The following is an 18902-nucleotide window of genomic DNA, read 5'->3' on the forward strand; positions in this document are numbered from 1 at the left end:
AAAAAAAGCGCCCTTCAAGGAAGAGCGCTTTTAAATTCTATTCAAAGAATCTTAGAATTAGAAGTAACCTTCGTCATCACCGAAGTCTTCATCTTCATCATCTTCGTCATCATCATCGTTATCAACTTCAGCTGAACCGATCTGATCTTCTTCTTCCTCTTCATCTTCAGAAACTTCAGACTCAGAACCTTCTTCGTCGTCTTCTGCGCCCCACTCGTCGTCTTCAGCGCCTTCTTCTTCGATGTCGATCATGTTGTCCATTTCAGCTTCATCTTCGAAATCAGAAGAAATGTCTTCGTCTACTACTGGAGCAACTTGAGCTTTTTTAGTTTCAGTTGATTTTGGTGCTTTTTCAGCTTTCGGAGCTGGCGTTTTTTTCGCAGCAGGTTTTGTTGCTTTTTTAGCAGCTTTTTTAGGAGCGGCTTTTTTCGGAGCAGCTTTTTTAGCTGTCGTTTTTTTAGCAGCCGCTTTTTTAGCTGGCTTAGCGGCTTTCTTAGCTGCTTTTTTTGGCGCAGCTTTTTTAGTCGCTTTTTTCGCAGTTGATTTTTTAGCAGGTTTAGCTGCTTTTTTTGCTACCTTCTTAGTCGCTTTTGCTTTTGCTTTTTTCTTAGCCATGATTCGCTCCCTGGAATGTCCTGGTTCAAAAATGAATGCCCCCTTAGACTAGCGAGATTTAAGGGGGCAGGCAAATCAAAATGAAATGAGTTTATCGAGGTCTTGCTTAGTTGATGATCCCACTTAAGTGATCGTCGATGATCTTTGCAAGATCGTTAGGAAGAATGAAGGAAAGGAACAAGCCACCATTATTTACGCCTTGTTTGGGGACGATTGTGAAGTACCCAAGTGTGCGGGTCTTAGCTTTGTTGCGAATCGGTGCAGTGATGCCGAAAAATTGGGGGAAATAGCTGCTTTCGATAAATAAACCGGCCGCATTCACCCCAAAATACATATAGATCTTATTGTCCGAATTTTGATTAAGCCCTAGTGCTAGGGATGGGAACTCTCCACTAGGCATCATCGGTAGGGGGCGCCCCCCAGGAAGGGTGCCTGCTGCAGGCAAAGAAACTCCACCTTTAATAATAAGATTCAAGGGAATGCTAACAGCCACTCGCGCTTTTTGTTGAGAGTCCAGAACCGTCGCTAGCTTGACCCCTTTTGCTTGGGGCACATCTATATTGATGCCACTAAAAGGAAGTCCCGGGGGCATAGGTAAGAACAGCAGTAACGCGTTATTAGCTTTATCAATGCTTATGACCTGTTCGTTTTCGTAGCTGCCCGAAGCAACGAACGCATTCATGTCCATTTTGTCATACGCAGTTGGTTCTTTAGGAGTCGTCGGAGTTGGTTCATCAGGCGTCGTCGTGCTTTGCCCACTATTATTTGAAGTCGATGTTGTCGATGCAGCTTCGAATCCGCCTTTACTGCAACCTACAAGCAAAGCCGAGCTAAGGATTGCTATCATTAGACTCGTGGTTTTCGCTGTGATCATAAAATATCCTCCATAATTCATACATAATATTTCGGCTTAATTATCAGGCATCTTTAGCTAAATATTTGAAATTATTGGTAAAAAAGTTATACACTTTTTGAAGGAAGATAAAGTTTGGTCAGGGGAGTGTAAAAGGACTGATCGATAATTTTAAAAAAAGAAAGGATCGAAAAATGCGAAGGAGGCCTGTCACGCCGACTTGTCACGCCGAAGCCCAAAGGGCGAAGGCGGAAGCCCAATGCAGAACAAAAAACAGAACCCAGGAATTGCTTCCTGGGTTCTAAAGTTATTTAACTTTTTTGTACTAGCTTAGCGATTAACCAATCAACTTAAGAGCAAGTTGGTTAGAAGCATTAGCTTGAGCCAAAGTAGATGTACCAGCTTGTAACAAGATGTTGTTACGAGTCATCTCAGAAGAAGCCTGTGCAACGTCAGTATCACGGATACGGCTGTTAGCAGCAGACATGTTCTCTTGAGCAACACCTAAGTTGTCTACAGTTGAAGTCAATCTGTTCTGAAGGGCACCAAGGTTTGCGCGAGTACCAGAGATTGAAGTTTGAGCGCTGTCTAACATGCTCAAAGCTTCTTGAGCTCCCTCTTTAGTAGAGAAGTCAATACCGCCAATTCCCAAAGAATCCAAAGTAGCTACGTTCTCAGAAGCGTTGAAAGAGATACGATCTTCTTCAGCGTTATTGAACAAACCAACTTGGAAATCAAATTGTGGAGAAGAACCATCCAACAATTTAGTAGTACCCCATGTAGTAACAGAAGCGATACGTTGAACTTCAGATTTCAATTGCTGAACCTCTTTATTCAACATGCCACGCTCGTTTTCACCAACTGTATCAGAAGCAGCCTGGATACCCAACTCACGAAGACGAACTACGATGTTACCGATTTCGTTCAAGCCACCCTCAGCAGTTTGAACCATTGAAATACCATCGTTCGCATTTCTTGAAGCTTGAGCCGCAGAGCGGATTTGAGCTTTCAAGCCTTCAGAGATCGCCAAACCAGCTGCGTCGTCAGCTGCTTTATTGATACGGCTACCAGAAGCAAGTTTCGCCATAGAATCGTTGATTTGTCTTTGTGAACCAACTAGGTTTCTTTGTGCGTTAAGTGCTGCTACGTTTGTTGTTACTCTCATTCCCATTTCAAAATCCTCCGTTAAAATTTATTTTTCATATTCATTACCTTCCTTGATTTGTTTTTTTGGCTAGAAGCGAAACCTACTTTCGCTTTAGCCGGCACTGACATCCGAGTCTGTGCTGTTAATGGCCTTTGTCTTATAAACCTAAGAGCAAAATTGCTGAGCTGTTTTATTGAATGTTCCCGTGCTCAGCAGTGAACAATCTGTTGTTCTTTATGTCATCCTTGAAGGCCCTCCTTTCGGTTCTAGCAAGAGAGTGACCATCTCTCTTGACTCCTTCTGAGTGAATCATTGATAGTGAATTGATCGGGATTTGGGACGATGTCTTGACAGGACATGAGGCGAGTTTTCTAGAACATTTATATTACTGGCCCAATGACGGATCTTGATTTCAAGACGTAAGATTGTCCTGAATCACTTGGATACAATACCTTTAGATTGAAAATTTAAAATTCTCTAGACGGAAGCTCAGTCAATTTCTATGAAGCGACAAAAGGCCATGGTTCCGCCCAAATAAAATTGATGCTCTTGTTCGGATTTTAAGTGGTGGCGCGGGTTGTAGCCGATAGTGCAAACGACTTTTTCGCTATCAAAGTGGGAACAATCTTCGCAGGAAAAGCGAGTGTCATAGCTCAGAAAATCACGGGCTTTCACCGTTTCTTTTTTAATCGACGGTGTAATGCGCGGTGGTGTTTTTCCTTTGCCTTTAGGATTTAAAATTCCTGCCATAACCTTCTAAAACTGCTTTCTGGGACGTTGACAATAGCAATATAAGCCTCATCCTTATTTCAAGGAGTTCCTATGGGCAATGATATTGAAAAAATGACGCGAAAAAGCCAGGAAGCTATGCAGGCCGCCGCCAAATTTGCGGAGCGCAAGGGCAGTCCTTCCGTGGAGCCTGAACACGTTCTTTTAGAACTAGTGCAACAGGAAGAGGGTATCGTTCCCCGCATTCTTGATAAAATGAAGGTACCCCAAGCTCAATTTTTAGCGGACCTTAGAGCCCGCGTAGATAAATTCCCGCAAGTCACCGGCGACAACCAAAAACTTTTCGCCAGCCCGCGCTTAGAAAAAGTTTTTAAGTTAGCTGAAGATGAAGTTCAACAGTGGGGAGATTCTTTTATTTCCACTGAGCACTTTTTCATGGCCATGGTTAAGTCCAATGACTCTGAACTTGGTGCTATTTTTAAAAAATATAAAATCTCTGCGGACTCTGTAAAACTGGCTCTTGAAGAAATCCGGGGTTCACAAAAAGTGACAGATGAAGATCCCGAAAATAAATACGAAGTTTTGAATAAATACGGTCGCGATCTGACGGCTTTAGCTGCTGAAGGAAAGCTTGATCCGGTGATAGGCCGTGATGAAGAAATTCGTCGCGTGATGCAGGTTCTTTCCCGCCGTACCAAAAATAATCCAGTGCTTATCGGTGAGCCCGGCGTAGGTAAAACTGCCATTGCCGAAGGTATGGCCTTAAGAATTATCAAGCACGACGTGCCAGACAATTTAGTAAATAAAAAATTAATCTCGTTAGATATGGGTGCTTTGATTGCTGGTGCCAAATACCGTGGTGAATTTGAAGACCGCCTGAAAGCGGTGATCAAAGAAGTCATTAACAGTGACGGCAAAGTGATTCTTTTCATCGACGAACTTCATACTTTGATTGGTGCCGGTAAAACTGAGGGCGCTATGGATGCAGGTCAGCTTCTAAAACCCGCCCTAGCGCGTGGTGAGTTGCACTGTATTGGTGCTACGACCCTAGATGAGTACCGCAAGTACATTGAAAAAGATGCGGCGTTAGAGCGTCGTTTTCAACAAGTCATGGTCGAAGAGCCAAGTGTTGATGATGCGATCACAATCTTGCGTGGATTAAAAGAAAAATATGAAGTGCATCACGGGGTGCGTATCACCGATGCAGCCTTAGTGTCGGCGGTGAAGTTGTCACATCGCTACATCACCAATCGTTTCTTGCCAGATAAAGCCATCGACTTAATCGACGAAGCCGCAAGTAAACTTGGAATTGAAGCTCGTTCAGTTCCTGAAGAGATCGATCAAATTGAACGTCAGATGATGCAGCTTCGTATTGAAAAAGAAGCTTTGAAAAAAGAAAAGGACGAATCTTCGCAAGAGCGTTTGACCGTCATTGAAAAAGAACTGGGTGAATTGAACGCCAAAAACCAATTGTTACGTGAACAATGGGAATTTGAAAAAGGCGGCATTGATCAAATCAAACGTCTGAAATCAGATATCGAAGATTTGAAACTCGCTATTTCCAGAGCGGAACGCGACGGGGACTTAGGTAAGGCAGCGGAACTAAAATACGGAAAACTTCCTGAAAGCGAAAGAAAGTTAAAACAACTTGAAGAGCGCAGTAAGGAACAAAAGTCTACAGAAGAAAACCGCATGCTAAAAGAGGAAGTCGGTCCTGAAGACGTTGCAGAGGTTGTCGCGAAGTGGACCCGAATTCCTGTTAGCAAAATGCTTGAAAGTGAATCACAAAAACTTTTAAACATGGAAGATGCTTTGAAAAAACGCGTTGTCGGTCAAGATCATGCTTTAACGACAGTAGCGGATGCTATTCGCAGAGCTCGTGCGGAAATTTCAGACCCGAATCGTCCGATCGGAACGTTTATGTTCCTAGGTCCAACCGGGGTTGGTAAAACCGAAACGGTAAAAGCTTTGGCTGAATTTTTATTCGACGATGATCATGCGGTAGTGCGTATTGATATGAGTGAGTACATGGAAAAACATTCCGTTTCTCGCTTAATCGGGGCGCCTCCGGGATACGTTGGTTATGAAGAAGGTGGTCAGTTAACTGAGGCCGTTCGCCGTCGTCCTTACAGCGTGGTGCTTTTAGACGAAGTTGAAAAAGCCCACAATGACGTATTCAATATTCTATTGCAGGTGTTGGATGATGGTCGTCTGACGGATGGGCAAGGTCGCACAGTGGACTTTAAAAACACTGTTCTTATCATGACTTCAAACGTTGGATCTGTTTCCATCCTTGATGCCAATATGTCAGAGGAGGAAAAACGCGAAGCTGTGCAGGATGCTTTGAAGGAACGCTTCCGTCCAGAATTCTTAAACCGCATCGACGAGGTCGTGATGTTCAACTCTTTAAAAGAGGATCAAATCACTGGCATCGTGAAAGTGCAAATCGAGCAAGTTCTGCAAAGATTGAAAGCGAAAAAAATCGCGATCGAATTTGCTGATTCCGCTGTCGAATTTTTGGCGAAAAAAGGTTATGACCCCATTTATGGAGCAAGACCTTTAAAACGCGTGATTCAAACAGAATTGCTTAATCCGCTTTCTAAAGAAATCATCTCGGGCAAAATCAAAGCCGGGGATTTAATTAGCGTACGTGCCGAAGGCGGCAGACTAGTATTCTAAAAATGTTAAGGTCCTCTGACAAAAAGTCAGGGGACTTTTTCTTGACCGGGTTCTTTTAAGTTTTCAGAATATGTTTATGAAAAAACAAATCTCTTTATTAGCCTTGGTTTCTCTTCTTTCATTATCAAACACTTCCCTAGCAGACGTTACTTACGACGTAACAGGATCTTCTGGTACTCGTGATGGGGAATCATTTAGTGAAGTTCACTTGGGCTTAAACTGGCATGTTTCGGATTGGTTTAACTGGAGAAACTCTGTCTTTACACAGTTCGGATCAAAAATGAAGACGGTGAATGGTTTGGATTCTGCAGCTTTATTTAATTTTCAAGCCTACACAGAAGGTCGTGGCCTCGGAATTGAATTCTTCGCCGGTCCCGGTGTGCGCTTAGCTAGTGAAAAATCCAACGCCGCTTTCGGTAAAGCGGGCGTGACGTTTGCTCTGGCTGGAATCCGCTTGGGTGGCGGTGTTCAGACATTCCACTATTTAGAAGATCGCGTAGATGAAGACGGTAACACATTAAATAAAGACGAAACTCAAACCTTCATCACCATTTCCGGTGGCGGTTCGTTCTAAGTCTAGGGCGGGCGAGTCTAATTTAGAATCAACAAACTTTTACATCCGCTTCGGTTACTCATGTCGTCATGTCTAATTTGTCATTCGTAAAAATATTGACGGATTTTAGTCGTTTCCAGCTTGCGGTTTAGTTGACGAATTTGGGTTTGAAATTTCAAATTGAGGTTTCTACTTTCTTCTATTCGTAAAACTCATTTTAGCGCGTTTAAACAGTATAAACTTATATGTCTGAAGGTCGCTCAAAATTTTTAGGTTAAAACCCATGTTATAACTTCCTCATTAATGAGGAGATTTTATGAATCCACTTTCGCGCCTATCAAATTCCGAACTTGAAGCGAATTTAAAGAACCTTGTGCAAAAGGAAAGAAAGCTTCTGCATGTGATTTTAGAACACATTCGCGAAATTGATTCCCGCAGACTGTTTTTAGAAAAAGCATATTCTTCCATTTATGAATACCTTACTAAAGAGCTTGGGTATTCTGGCTCAGCAGCCATGCGCCGACTTGAGGCAGCTCGTTTGATTCACGATGTACCCCAAGTAGCTAGTAGAATTCAGGAAGGCTTATTAAATCTTTCTCAAATCGGTGAGCTTGCGCGAGCAATTAAGGAAAAAGAAAAATTAAGTGGGGATAAAGTTTCGCCAAAGCAAAAGCGGGAACTGGTAGAAGTAGTACTCGGTAAAACAACGCAGTCTACACAGCATGAGTCTCGCTGCCTCGATTTGCCCCTTAAACAACACGATGCTCATCGCTTGCAAAAAGATGAATCGGTCAGACTGGAGCTTACTTTATCAAAAGAACAGTTCGAAAAACTTTTACGTTGTAAAGATTTAGCGGCGCACATCTTGTTACAAGAAAACGGCACTATAAGTTTCCCTGAAGTCATTGAGTTTTTAGCTGGACGTTATCTAGATGAAAAGTTCAAAAAAAAGTCGTCTGCAAAAAAACTCTTGAATGAGGAAGAAGTCGGGGAAATAGAAGGGAGGTTGGATTCGGCTAACGCTTCTGATGAAAAGCCAGCAATACTTACCACCGATGCGGCGGTGGAAAGAAAGTCAGTCACACCAAAACTGCGCCGATTGGTATTTGCTCGAGATGAACGCTGTCAGTTTATTCATCGTAATACAGGAGAGAAATGCAACAGTGCTTTTGCTCTTCAAGTTGATCACAAAATACCTAAATGGAACGGTGGTGGCAATGCACTAAACAATTTGCAGCTTCTTTGTGCCGAACACAACCGTGAAAAATATAGAAGAGAAACTAACCTTCAGATGAAAAGATAGAATTTATTGGTGCTGCCGGGAGGTCGCATGGAAGAAGGCTATCAATCGCTTTCAGTTTCCAAATCTAAATTTTTCTGAAAAATATTTTTACACGCACGACGAACGCTAGCCTTCCGACTGTCTAAAGTTTTTTTCAAAGAGTCTAATGTTTTTACAGGACGATTTTTTTTCGAATGTGCTGATTTTTCTTCTTTCTTATAAAATCAAACACTTAGCGTGTCTCATAGTAAGACCTGTTTTGGTTTCTTAAACGAGTTTAAACACTTAGCTGAAATTTCAGCATCCCAACTTTCTCTCCGTATACTGAACGCGACGATGAAGGGATTATTCATGAAATTGCACGGAAAAATTTGGTCAAGGAAGATTTTGAAAATCGCGGTTCTGATTGCTGGGGCAGCGATGACCATGGGAAATCAAAAGTGTGAACAAAAACCACAAGAACAAACTCGCACACTTAAAAAGATTGTTGAGTTAGGCTCTATCGCAGCTAGCCCCATTGCTTTTCCGGGTGGAAGTGCATTTGATTTTAGATTCGTAGCGAATCAACAAGTATATGGTGTCCTTCTTGAAAGTTCTGAATTCACTTTAAAATATAATCCGCCCATCGCGGTGCCGCCTGAACAAGTACGCTCTGGTGATAATAACTTCTTTAATCTTACTAAAGCTGACGGTGTTGCCATGAAGGCCTTCGCTCAAGCGGCGGGTAAAGATAACTATAATCTGCAATATGCAAAAACAGCTTGGTGTATGGTGAATTTGCCGCAGGCAAAAATCTCTGGCGCGGTGAATGCGTTTGAATTGATCGGCGGCGGTGGTTTGACTTTAGGTTATACTCCAGCAGGAACTCATTCAGTTTCTGGCACTGCAGGATTTAATGCAGAGTGGGCTCAGCTAGATCTATCGATGGTGGCAACTCGCCCATTGACTGACAAAGTAATGGCAGCAGCGAACGTAACATCAAAGCAGACAAAAACAAAAGTGAACATGAGCATCAACTTCGGTGTGTGGTCGGTGGGCCCAAGCGCTTACTACCAAACTCCGCTGGCGCAAGTTACTAAAAACGCTTTGGTGAAATCAGTTTCTTCTTTGAACGAACAACTTAAGACTGAAGAATGGTACACGCGCGTGATGGCAAATCACGACACTCACTTAATCGTGGTGGGTGGTACAGACGTGAAATTAGAAGTGGGCGATCAGCTTTTAGTTTATAACGAAGAATACTACTGGGAAGGTGAGCCCTGTGATTCAAGATACCTTGGCGGTGGAGCTCAAGCGAGTTCAGCAGTAGCAAAAATCGAGATCGACTGGGTGGGTGACGAAATTTCCCGCGGTAAAGTGATCGAACAAAATGATGAAAACGCGGTTGTTGGTGCGAAAGTAAAACTCTTTAAGTTTAAAGATGCTTCTTACAAACCAGCGGATCCAGGTGTGCAACCTTCAAATCCTTCGGAGCCTGCGCCAACAACTCCTGTTCCGGCAAATCCTTCCAAGCCAGGCAGAAGATAATTAAAAACACGAGCATGTAACAAAAGTAAGGGTCTAAAACAGAAGCTTTAGGCCCTTTTTACGTCTCACATCTAGACCGGATAATTTCTAATTTCCCTAAATACAAACCAGTAGAGTATCATTAAGAAACGTATGGTACGTCTTCGTAAAATCGCCTCTTTATTACTGCTGACGACTCTTCCATTCCTCCTTGGAATCAACACCCTATCTGAAGGGTATCGAGTTCCAAAATCAACCAGCATGAGAATTTACGTTCCTCACGGTGGTGGTCAAGGGTCGTGTTATTCTATTCAGAACAATCACGCTAGCAGTGATCTTTTTGTTCCTACTAAAACAGCGACGGAGTGGACGAGCTTTACAGGAGCTTCAAAGCCAGCTTTCATCGTTCAAACAATTTGTTATCCAAAATCATGTCTTGAAATTAAAAACATGATGGGAAGTCCTAGTGATGGTTCTTACACCATCGATTCTGACGGAGTGGGTGGGAATGCCCAATACCAAACCTACTGTGATATGACCACTGATGGCGGTGGATGGACAAGAATCTTCCGTCACAATATTGCCGGCGGTTACTTTGCAAGTACAGCCGATGCGCTTACTAAAAACACCAGTGCGCCGACAGGAAACCTGTATTCAGTTTTAAATAAAATTCCTGATTTCGCCGTAGGGGGCGTGTATCGATTCCGCCAAACTTGGCCAGGCTACACGAATAAAAATATTTGGATTCAGTCGACGAACCCACTTAGTGACGTCGTAACTGCGGGGGTTATTCCAATCAAGGTGAACTCAATCACAAATAGTTGGGGTGGACTTGAATTGTCCAGCGGAACCCATGGTCCAACAAGTAGTAATTCTTTACTTGATGGTTCGGTGCAAAAAACGGATTGGTGGTACGCAGTCGGTACGATAGTTTCCTACGGAACTCCTGCGGGTATCCCTGCTGATGGCGCAATTTTAGGACCAAGTGCAGGCGTTGCGGAAGTAAATCTTTGGATAAAAGAAGACAATACTTACACCACTTACGATTCCTGCAAAGACATTCTTGATAGCGGTGCTTCCATCGGAACAGGCCTTTACACAATCAATCCCGGAGGGACTGGCGCAATTCCAGTTTACTGTGACATGACGACAGATGGTGGAGGATGGACTCGTATCTTTGTTCATGACTACGCAGCGGCCGGTGTTTTTGCAAGCAATGCGGAAGCTCTTAGTGTGAACACTTCAGATCCGCGCGCGACAAAATATTCAATCTTAAGTCGTCTTTCGGGTTTTTTAAGAAACGGAAAGTACGAACTTAAAATCAATTGGCCGGGCACCAGCAGCTTACGTAACTGGTGGACTCAGACAAGTAACTTCACCAGCCAGCCAGCGGCAGGATACGTAGCCGTAGCAATTGATTCGACTTCGAACTATTGGGGAGGGCTTGAATACAATGGCACTCCTAGTTTAGCGGAAGGTTCTGTAGGAAGCGGAAACTGGTTTTACGCAATCGGGATGAAAGAGGCCACCTGGGGAACTCCGGTTGGTATCCCTGCCTCTGACACAGTGGCCGGTTCCGGCGTAGGGGTTCCGCGAGTGGAGCTCTGGGTAAAATAACTTTCCTTCACTCCGGCGTCGCCGGAGTATCTCTCTGTAAAAGTACCACTAAACTTGCCATTCCAAGGTCAAAAGTGTAGGTTCTCGGCCATTAAACCTGAGGCCCTTATGTTTTCTGGAATCGTTGAGTCCGTGATGCCCATTATAAGCTCAAAAGAGCTGCATAATGCCTATCGTATTGAAATCAAAAAACCTAGCGAATTCAATGATATAAAGCTTGGCGACAGCATCGCTTGCGACGGCGTTTGTCTGACCGTAGAAGCCTTCGACGAAGTTACAATGACCTTTGCTTTGGCGGCCGAAACCATTCAAGTTCTGCAGTGGAATCCACAAACTTGGCTGGGTAAAAAGGTCAATCTAGAGAGATCTTTGCGTTTCGGCGATCGCATCCATGGTCATTTAGTGACGGGGCATGTCGACAGCTTAGGAAAAGTAACCCGCGCCGAACTGCTCGGGGAATCTTTTTTCTTAGACGTTAAAGTGGCTGAAACAGTTCTTCCCTTTGTGTGGAAAAAGGGCAGCGTCACCCTTAATGGAGTGAGCCTGACTGTGAACGCTCTTGAGGGCGATATCGTATCTGTTTGTTTAATTCCTGAAACTCTGAAGCGAACTAACCTTGGAGATTTAAAACCAGGATCGATGATCAACGTCGAACCTGATTATATGGCTCGAGCGATTCAGCGTTCCCTTGAAGTGAGGAAAGATTAAAATGTCATTCAATACAATTCCTGAAATTATCGATGATATCCGCGCCGGTAAAATGGTGATCCTAGTTGATGACGAAGATCGTGAAAATGAAGGTGACCTGATTCTTGCTACGGATCACGTCACCACACAAGCCATCAATTTTATGATCACGGAAGCCCGCGGTTTAGTGTGCTTAACTGTAACTGCCCAACAAATTGAGCGCTTGCAGTTACCGCTGATGGTTCGTGATGACATGAACTTTGCGCCTAACAAAACAGCTTTCACTGTAAGTATCGAAGCGGCTGAAGGAATCTCAACAGGTATTTCTGCTGCAGATCGTGCGCACACTTTAAAAGTGGCTGCGAATCCCCACGCGAAACCTTCTGATATTCACATGCCAGGACATATTTTCCCAATCCGTGCTCAACAAGGCGGAGTCCTAAAGCGCGCGGGTCACACTGAAGCGAGCGTCGACTTAGCTCGTCTTGCGGGACTTAATCCTGCCGCAGTTATTTGTGAAGTAATGAACCCAGATGGTTCAATGGCTCGCGTGGGTGATCTTAAAGAATTCGCAAAAAAACATAATATCAAGATTGGCACAATCGTTGATTTGATCGCTTACCGTTTGGCGAATGAAACATTGGTGGAAGAGCTTGCGAACATTCCGTTGCCAGCGTCTTTCGGTGAAGGTTTAAAGGCGCGCGTATTCCGCAGCACTGTTGACGGACTAGAGCACTTGGTAATTCAAAAAGGCGAGATCACCCCGGACCAGGAAACTTTGGTGCGCGTGCATGTCGATAATTTCACCCGTGACTTTATGGCTGTGTTGCAAAGAGGTGCTTCAACCGTTGCAGAAAGCTTAAAGCTTATCAACCAACAAAAAAGCGGAGCTTTCGTTTTACTTCGCGGTAACAACCGCGTTCACGGATTAGCGCAAGAAATCCAAGTTCTAATGGGCATGGATGATGTAAGACCGACGTCTCCGATTATGGATGAACGTGATTACGGTATCGGCGCGCAAATCCTGCGCGAAATTGGTGCCCACAGAATTCGTCTATTGACGAATAAGCCAGAGAAAAAAGTGGGCTTAAAAGCTTTCGGTATTGAGATTTTAGAAATCGTGGCAATTGAGAATGTAAAGGGGCACAAAAATGGCAATTAGAATTGGCGTAGTCACAGCTCGTTGGAATAACGAAGTTACTGAAAAACTTGAAGAGGGAGCGATCAGCTATCTTGAGTCTTGTGAAGGCGTTGAAATCTTTGCAGCCCTAGTTCCGGGTGCAGTGGAAATCCCATTGGCAGTTCAAGCATTCTTTGATGCTGGCTGTGATGGAGTGGTTGCATTGGGTGCTGTTATCCGTGGTGAGACTTCTCACTATGATTACGTTTGCAACTCGGTGACGGATGGTTTGACTCGTCTTATGCTTGATTACAAAAAGCCTGTGGGTTTTGGTGTATTAACGACTGAAAGTGACGAACAAGCTTTGGACCGCGCCGGGGGCAAGCATGGCAACAAAGGTGCAGAAGCTGCGCAAGTTGTTATGGAGATGATCGGCCTTAATCAAGAAATCGGAGCGGCTTTAAGAACCGCTGCGATGATGGCAAAGCAAAAGCCAGTCAAGGCCGCGAAAGCTGCAAATAAAACACAAAAAAAGAAGAAAAAAGCTAGAAAGTAAACTAGCATAGGCCGTGATGGAAAATACACCGCCTTTAAAAGATGATTTTGTTCCTGCCGATGATCAGGAATTCAGAAAACGACGCCGTGAGATCTTTTTGGTTCTTGTGGTGTCGTTTTTGTTTGGATTATTAACCTGGTTTGAAATCAGGCTTTTTGCGACTAGCCAACAGCTTCCTTTTGTTCACAGTATCTTTTTCTTCGGTCTTGTAAATTTCAATATCATTCTTTTGTTATTGCTTCTGTTTATGATCTTCCGCAACGTCGTGAAGGTTTTCGTAGAACGCCAAGGGAAAGTCTTTGGTAGCAGTCTTAAAGCAAAACTGATCGCCGCGTTTGTCACTTTCAGTTTCGTTCCCACGGTATTGATGTTCATCATTTCGGTGTTTTACATCAACTCCAGTTTTGATAAGTGGTTCAGTGCGAAGATGGCAGGGGTTTTAAAAAGCTCCATTGAAGTTACCAATGCTTATTACTTCAATGCGAAGAAAAAGAATTATCACTTCGCCCATCAGATTGCGGATGCGGTAAGACCTTTAAACAATCAGGCGGAAATAAAAAATCGTGTTACACGACTTCGTAAAGAATTTAGCTTAGATTCAGTTGAATACTATCCATCGCTGTTCGGAAAACGCGTGGTGGTTTCTGCTGAAGATGAAACAGTGCCAACAGTTCCGCCAGTTAGCTTAGAGTTCTTGCAAAAAGGAATTAAGTTGCAAGCTGAGGCCAGTATCATCCATCAATTCGGTGATGGTAACCTGGTTCGAGTTATCGTTCCGGTTCAAGAGGGTAACGAAAAAGGCGCCATCGTCGTATCAAGCTTCCTGCCGTTGTCACTCATCACCAAGATGAATGATATCTCAACAGCCTACGATGAATTCCGCGACATCAATCCGCTCGAGTATCCGTTAAAGTCGATTTATCTTTATATTCTGGTTTTGATGACTTTCGTGATCTTGTTAGCAGCGACGTGGTTTGGATTCTATCTAGCTAAACAGCTTTCAATTCCCATCGTGCAGTTAGGTCGCGCCACCAGACGGGTCGCAGGCGGGGATTATACTCCATTGCAGATTCAAGCGGGTTCTGAAGAAATCAATGATTTGATTACAAGTTTTAACTCCATGACCGTCACCTTGGAAAAAACATTGCAAGAGCTGGATCAACACGCCCGCTATACTGACACTGTTCTTCGTAACGTCAGTGCTGGCGTTATTTCGGTCGATGAACACGGGATTGTCACCACTATTAATCGTCACGCGGCTCAGTTATTAAAAATTGACCCTGAAAAATTCATCGGTAAGTCCGTGCGTGAACTTCTGACCTTGGAATACTTCAGAACTTTTGCAGAGTTGCAAAAGACCATGGTTGATCACAAGATCGAAAGTATTCAAAAAGAAATGCGCCTAAACGTTCAAGGTGAGGCCGTGCCTTTAATGATGAATCTTTCTTTGCTGAAGGATGAAAAAGGCCAAGAGATCGGTAAGATCTTGGTGTTCGACGATATGACTCCGATCGTGAATGCCCAACGTGCGGCAGCTTGGACTGAGGTGGCTCGTCGTATTGCCCATGAAATTAAAAATCCTTTAACACCCATTAAACTTTCTGCAGAACGGCTGCAAAGAAAGTTCGGTACAAGCATCACGGATCCGGCATTCAGTGAATGTACGACGATGATAGTAAAACAAGTGGATGGATTAAAAAATCTAGTGAACGAGTTCAGCAACTTTGCGCGCTTACCGCAAGCTCGCCCGGTGGTTGCAAATCTTAACGGTGTGGTTGATGAATCATTACGTCTTTATCGCCAAGCCCACCCGAACATCCGCTTTGATTTTGCCAAAGATGAAGAGCTTCCTGATTTCAAATTTGACCCCGAACAAATCCAACGGGTTTTAGTAAATCTTGTGGATAACTCGGTGTCTGCTGTGGCTAAAGAGCAACAACCGGCCGTGAAAATCATGACTCAGTACGACAGAGACATCAAAACCGTGCGCCTGACGGTGGCTGATAATGGGGAAGGTATCCCTGCGGCGGATAGAAGTCGTATTTTTGAGCCATACTACTCTACAAAAGATGGCGGAACTGGGCTAGGCTTAGCGATCGTTAAACGGATCATTGAAGATCACAGTGGTTTTATCCGCGCCACCGCCAACGAACCTAGAGGCGTAAAAATGGTCATCGAAATGCCAGTGAACGAAGTCGATGCGTGGAAACCCGCAGGTGAATAGAAAGAGGTCATCATGACTCACGAAACTAAAATTCTAATTATTGATGATGAAGCTCCCATCCGTGATGTGATGTCTGCGGCTTTAAAGGACGAAGGCTATCAAGTTTCATTAGCTCATGACGGAGAGTCAGGTTTAGCAGCTGTTCGCGATGTGCAACCGGATGTTGTGTTTTTAGATATCTGGATGCCAGGTAAGTACGACGGTATCGAAGTTCTTACTCGCGCAAGACAAGAGTTTCCCCACGTGGAATTTGTGATGATTTCTGGTCACGGGACTATTGAAACTGCGGTGAAGGCGACAAAACTTGGCGCTTGGGACTTTATTGAAAAGCCGCTTTCAATGGATAAGATCCTGATTGTGATTTCAAACATCATCAGCTACCAACAACAAAAAGAAGAAAAAGTTTTGTTGTTAAATAAACTTAGAAAATCCATCGCCCTTATCGGTGAAGCGTCTTCGATTGTGCAAACAAAACAAATCATCGCGCGTGTGGCACCAACCAATTCTTGGATTTTAATCCAAGGTGAAGCGGGCACTGGAAAAGAGCTCGTAGCCCAAAACATTCACTATATGAGCGCTAGGGCCAGCCGTCCGTTCGTTGAAATCAACTGCGGCGGTATTCCTGAAGATTTGCTTGATAGCGAAGTATTCGGAATCGAAAAGGGCGCTATGCCAGGTGTGGACCGCACGAAAAAAGGGAAGCTTGATTTAGCCCAAGGCGGAACTTTATATATCGCAGAAATCGCGGATATGAATATGGCGACGCAAACAAAGCTTCTAAGTTTCCTTGACGACAAAAAATACACTCGCGTCGGTGGTGCAGAGTTCATTGAAAACGACGTGCGCGTGATTGCAGCCTCTTCTAAAGACTTAGAAAAAGAAGTTAAAGAAGGCCGCTTCCGCGAAGATCTTTACTATCGCTTGAACGTGATTCCTTTCCGCATTCCTGCCTTACGTGAACACCCAGAAGACATTCCAGTATTGGTGTCTTTCTTCTCGGACAACGTATCCCGTGAAAGCGGTTATCCGAAAAAGGCCTTCTCTGAACAAGCCATTGAAAAGTTGCTCGCGTATCAGTGGACAGGCAATGTGCGCGAACTTAAAAACTTTATTGAGCGTGTATACATTCTAACTCCTGGCGAGTTTGTAGATGTGCACGATGTGCGCTTTGCGGGTCTTATCGATAAGGAAGATGAAAAGGCCGTAGAAATGCAGGATCTTTCCACTTTCCGCGAAGCTCGTGCGCAATTTGAAAAAGATTATTTATTACGTAAAATTTCCGAAAATAGCGGCAACATCAGTAAAACAGCTGAAGTGATTGGTTTAGAAAGAAGTTATCTTCATAGAAAAATCAAAGCCTACGGAATTGATACAAAAGACAACTAAAAGAACGGAAATAGACAGCTATGAAATGGTCCAAATCCCATATCTATACTATGAAAGAAGCTCCTTCTGATGCTGAAATCATCAGCCACAAATTATTGATCCGTGGCGGATTCATGAAGAAGCTAGCGCCCGGTATTTTTACCTATGGCAACTTGGGTTTGCGTGCGATTCGTAAATTTGAAAACATCATCCGTGATGAGCTTAATAAAAGAAACTGCCTGGAAGTTCTAATGCCTATGGTTCACCCGCGCGAATTGTGGGAAGAAACCGGCCGTTGGAATGAAATGGGCGATGGTCTTTTGAAATTCCAAAACCGCAATAAACATTGGTTCTGCTTGGGTGCAACCCACGAAGAAGCAATCACAGATTATGTTCGTAACGATCTAAAATCTTACCGTGATTTGCCAAAAAATATTTATCAAATCCAAACGAAGTACCGCGATGAAATCCGTCCACGTTTTGGTTTGATGCGCGGTCGTGAGTTCATCATGAAAGACGCTTACAGCTTCGATGCTGACCAAGCCGGCGCTCTGAAGGCTTACGATTCAATGTATGATGCTTACAAGGCGATTTTTGATCGTTTGAACTTAAATTATCGCATCGTACAAGCGGATGCGGGTAATATCGGTGGATCACAAACCCATGAATTCCAGTTGTTGGCGGACGCGGGCGAGGATGCGCTTTTAGTATCTGATACGACAGACTTTGCGGCCAACGTGGAAGTGTGCCCAGCGATCGATGCTGAGCCACACGTTAGCAAAGAGACTGAATTAAAACCGCTAGAAAAGTTTGCAACTCCGGGCGCAAAAACAATTGCGGATCTAGAAAAGCTAACAGGCATTGCAGCGAAAGAGCTGGTTAAAACTTTATACTTCAGCGGCAACGAAGGTTTTGATCCTAAAGACAAATCCCTCAAAGCCTTTGCAGTCTTGTTGCGCGGTTCTGATGAAGTAAATCCAGTTAAAGTTAAAAACATGCTGGGTATGACAAATCCTCCGCTGATGTTGACTGACGATGAAGTTAAAGAAGTAACGGGGGCTTCACCGGGCTCCTGTGGACCTGTGGGCTTGCATATTCCTGTTTACATGGATAACGGGGTTGAAGGTCTTAAGAATTTCATCGTGGGTGCCAATGAAGACGGTTTCCACTTAAAGAACGTAAACCATGGACGTGATTTCAATATCACAAAAATTGGCGATCTTAGAATGGCTAAAGCTGGGGACAAAGACCCTCAATCCGGCGGTCGTTTGAAATCTTACCGCGGTATCGAAGTGGGTCACGTCTTCTATTTGGGTAAAAAGTATTCACAGAAAATGGGTGCTACCTTCCTTGATCAACAAGGTAAAGTTCAACCCTTTGAAATGGGTTGCTACGGTATCGGTGTGACTCGTACGGTTCAAGCGGCTATCGAACAGTCCCATGATGCAGATGGAATCATCTGGCCAAAATCGATTGCTCCATTCCATGTGCACATGTGTGTGCTTGATCCAAAAGATGCCCAGATCATGGCGAAAGCTGACGAATTCTATAATCAGTTAAACGCCCAAGGTATCGAAGTATTGATGGATGACAGAGACGAGCGTCCGGGTGTGAAGTTTAAAGACGCTGATTTGTTAGGTATGCCTGTTCGTATGGTTCTTGGTAAGCGCGGTCTTGATAATAACGAGATCGAAGTCGTAGAAAGAAAAACCAAAGAAATGAAGAAGGTTCATCCTGATAACTTGATGTCAGAATTAAAATCACTTCTTGGTGTTAAGTAGTAAGAAACTGTTAATTGAAATTTAAAAAGGGGAGTCATCGACTCTCCTTTTTTTATTAAGATCCTTTGTGCTTGCGCCTACTTTTAATTCACAAAATAAAACTGAAAAGATACAGACTAAACACCGTTGTCTTTGTGATCCCTTTCATATGAAACTCCTTTTTCACAACGATGGTTTGGAAAATTCCT

Annotated in this window: 15 protein-coding genes; 11 read left to right on the top strand and 4 right to left on the bottom strand. The window is 43.8% G+C overall.

Annotation, left to right across the window (positions count from 1 at the left end):
• Positions 1–57: 57 nt before the first annotated feature.
• From MNR06_RS15820 to MNR06_RS15835, 4 genes are all read right to left on the bottom strand, one after another.
• Positions 58–615, bottom strand: coding sequence for a hypothetical protein (locus tag MNR06_RS15820; RefSeq protein ID WP_243537513.1), 558 nt, complete (start codon positions 613–615; stop codon positions 58–60).
• Positions 616–721: 106 nt separating this feature from the next.
• Positions 722–1489 (bottom strand): hypothetical protein, encoded by a 768-nt coding sequence (locus MNR06_RS15825; protein ID WP_243537515.1) that lies wholly within the window; start codon positions 1487–1489, stop codon positions 722–724.
• A 316-nt stretch (positions 1490–1805) separates the two neighbouring features.
• Positions 1806–2639 (bottom strand): flagellin N-terminal helical domain-containing protein, encoded by an 834-nt coding sequence (locus tag MNR06_RS15830; RefSeq protein ID WP_243537517.1) that lies wholly within the window; start codon positions 2637–2639, stop codon positions 1806–1808.
• Positions 2640–3104: 465 nt separating this feature from the next.
• Positions 3105–3365 carry a hypothetical protein gene (locus MNR06_RS15835; RefSeq protein WP_243537518.1) on the bottom strand — a complete coding sequence of 87 codons (261 nt, stop codon included), beginning with the start codon at positions 3363–3365 and terminating at the stop codon, positions 3105–3107.
• Positions 3366–3437: 72 nt separating this feature from the next.
• Here MNR06_RS15835 and clpB point away from each other — a divergent pair, with 72 nt between their 5' ends.
• The 11 genes from clpB to MNR06_RS15890 all read left to right on the top strand — a co-directional run bounded on the left by clpB (position 3438) and on the right by MNR06_RS15890 (position 18714).
• Positions 3438–6023 carry an ATP-dependent chaperone ClpB gene (gene clpB / locus MNR06_RS15840; RefSeq protein WP_243537520.1) on the top strand — a complete coding sequence of 862 codons (2586 nt, stop codon included), beginning with the start codon at positions 3438–3440 and terminating at the stop codon, positions 6021–6023.
• Between the two features lie 76 nt (positions 6024–6099).
• Complete coding sequence (locus MNR06_RS15845; RefSeq protein WP_243537522.1) at positions 6100–6597, top strand: hypothetical protein; 498 nt, start codon at positions 6100–6102, stop codon at positions 6595–6597.
• A 295-nt stretch (positions 6598–6892) separates the two neighbouring features.
• Positions 6893–7879 (top strand): HNH endonuclease, encoded by a 987-nt coding sequence (locus MNR06_RS15850; protein WP_243537523.1) that lies wholly within the window; start codon positions 6893–6895, stop codon positions 7877–7879.
• A 330-nt stretch (positions 7880–8209) separates the two neighbouring features.
• Positions 8210–9385 (top strand): hypothetical protein, encoded by a 1176-nt coding sequence (locus MNR06_RS15855; protein ID WP_243537525.1) that lies wholly within the window; start codon positions 8210–8212, stop codon positions 9383–9385.
• Between the two features lie 132 nt (positions 9386–9517).
• Positions 9518–10981, top strand: coding sequence for a fibrinogen-like YCDxxxxGGGW domain-containing protein (locus tag MNR06_RS15860; RefSeq protein ID WP_243537526.1), 1464 nt, complete (start codon positions 9518–9520; stop codon positions 10979–10981).
• 108 nt (positions 10982–11089) lie between these two features.
• A complete protein-coding gene (locus MNR06_RS15865; protein ID WP_243537528.1) occupies positions 11090–11689 on the top strand; it encodes a riboflavin synthase in 600 nt (199 codons plus the stop codon).
• A 1-nt stretch (position 11690) separates the two neighbouring features.
• Positions 11691–12830, top strand: coding sequence for a 3,4-dihydroxy-2-butanone-4-phosphate synthase (gene ribB / locus MNR06_RS15870; protein ID WP_243537529.1), 1140 nt, complete (start codon positions 11691–11693; stop codon positions 12828–12830).
• Positions 12820–13344, top strand: a complete 525-nt coding sequence (gene ribH, locus MNR06_RS15875) for a 6,7-dimethyl-8-ribityllumazine synthase (RefSeq protein ID WP_243537530.1) — start codon at positions 12820–12822, stop codon at positions 13342–13344. The genes ribB and ribH overlap by 11 nt, the downstream gene beginning before the upstream one ends.
• Before the next feature lie 16 nt (positions 13345–13360).
• Positions 13361–15568: a sensor histidine kinase gene (locus tag MNR06_RS15880; protein ID WP_243537531.1), complete on the top strand. Its 2208-nt coding sequence runs from the start codon at positions 13361–13363 to the stop codon at positions 15566–15568.
• Between the two features lie 12 nt (positions 15569–15580).
• Complete coding sequence (locus MNR06_RS15885) at positions 15581–16954, top strand: sigma-54-dependent transcriptional regulator (protein ID WP_243537532.1); 1374 nt, start codon at positions 15581–15583, stop codon at positions 16952–16954.
• A gap of 20 nt (positions 16955–16974) precedes the next feature.
• Complete coding sequence (locus MNR06_RS15890; RefSeq protein WP_243537534.1) at positions 16975–18714, top strand: proline--tRNA ligase; 1740 nt, start codon at positions 16975–16977, stop codon at positions 18712–18714.
• Positions 18715–18902 lie beyond the last annotated feature (188 nt).

The sequence above is a fragment of the Bdellovibrio reynosensis genome, assembly GCF_022814725.1.
GTDB lineage: Bacteria > Bdellovibrionota > Bdellovibrionia > Bdellovibrionales > Bdellovibrionaceae > Bdellovibrio > Bdellovibrio reynosensis.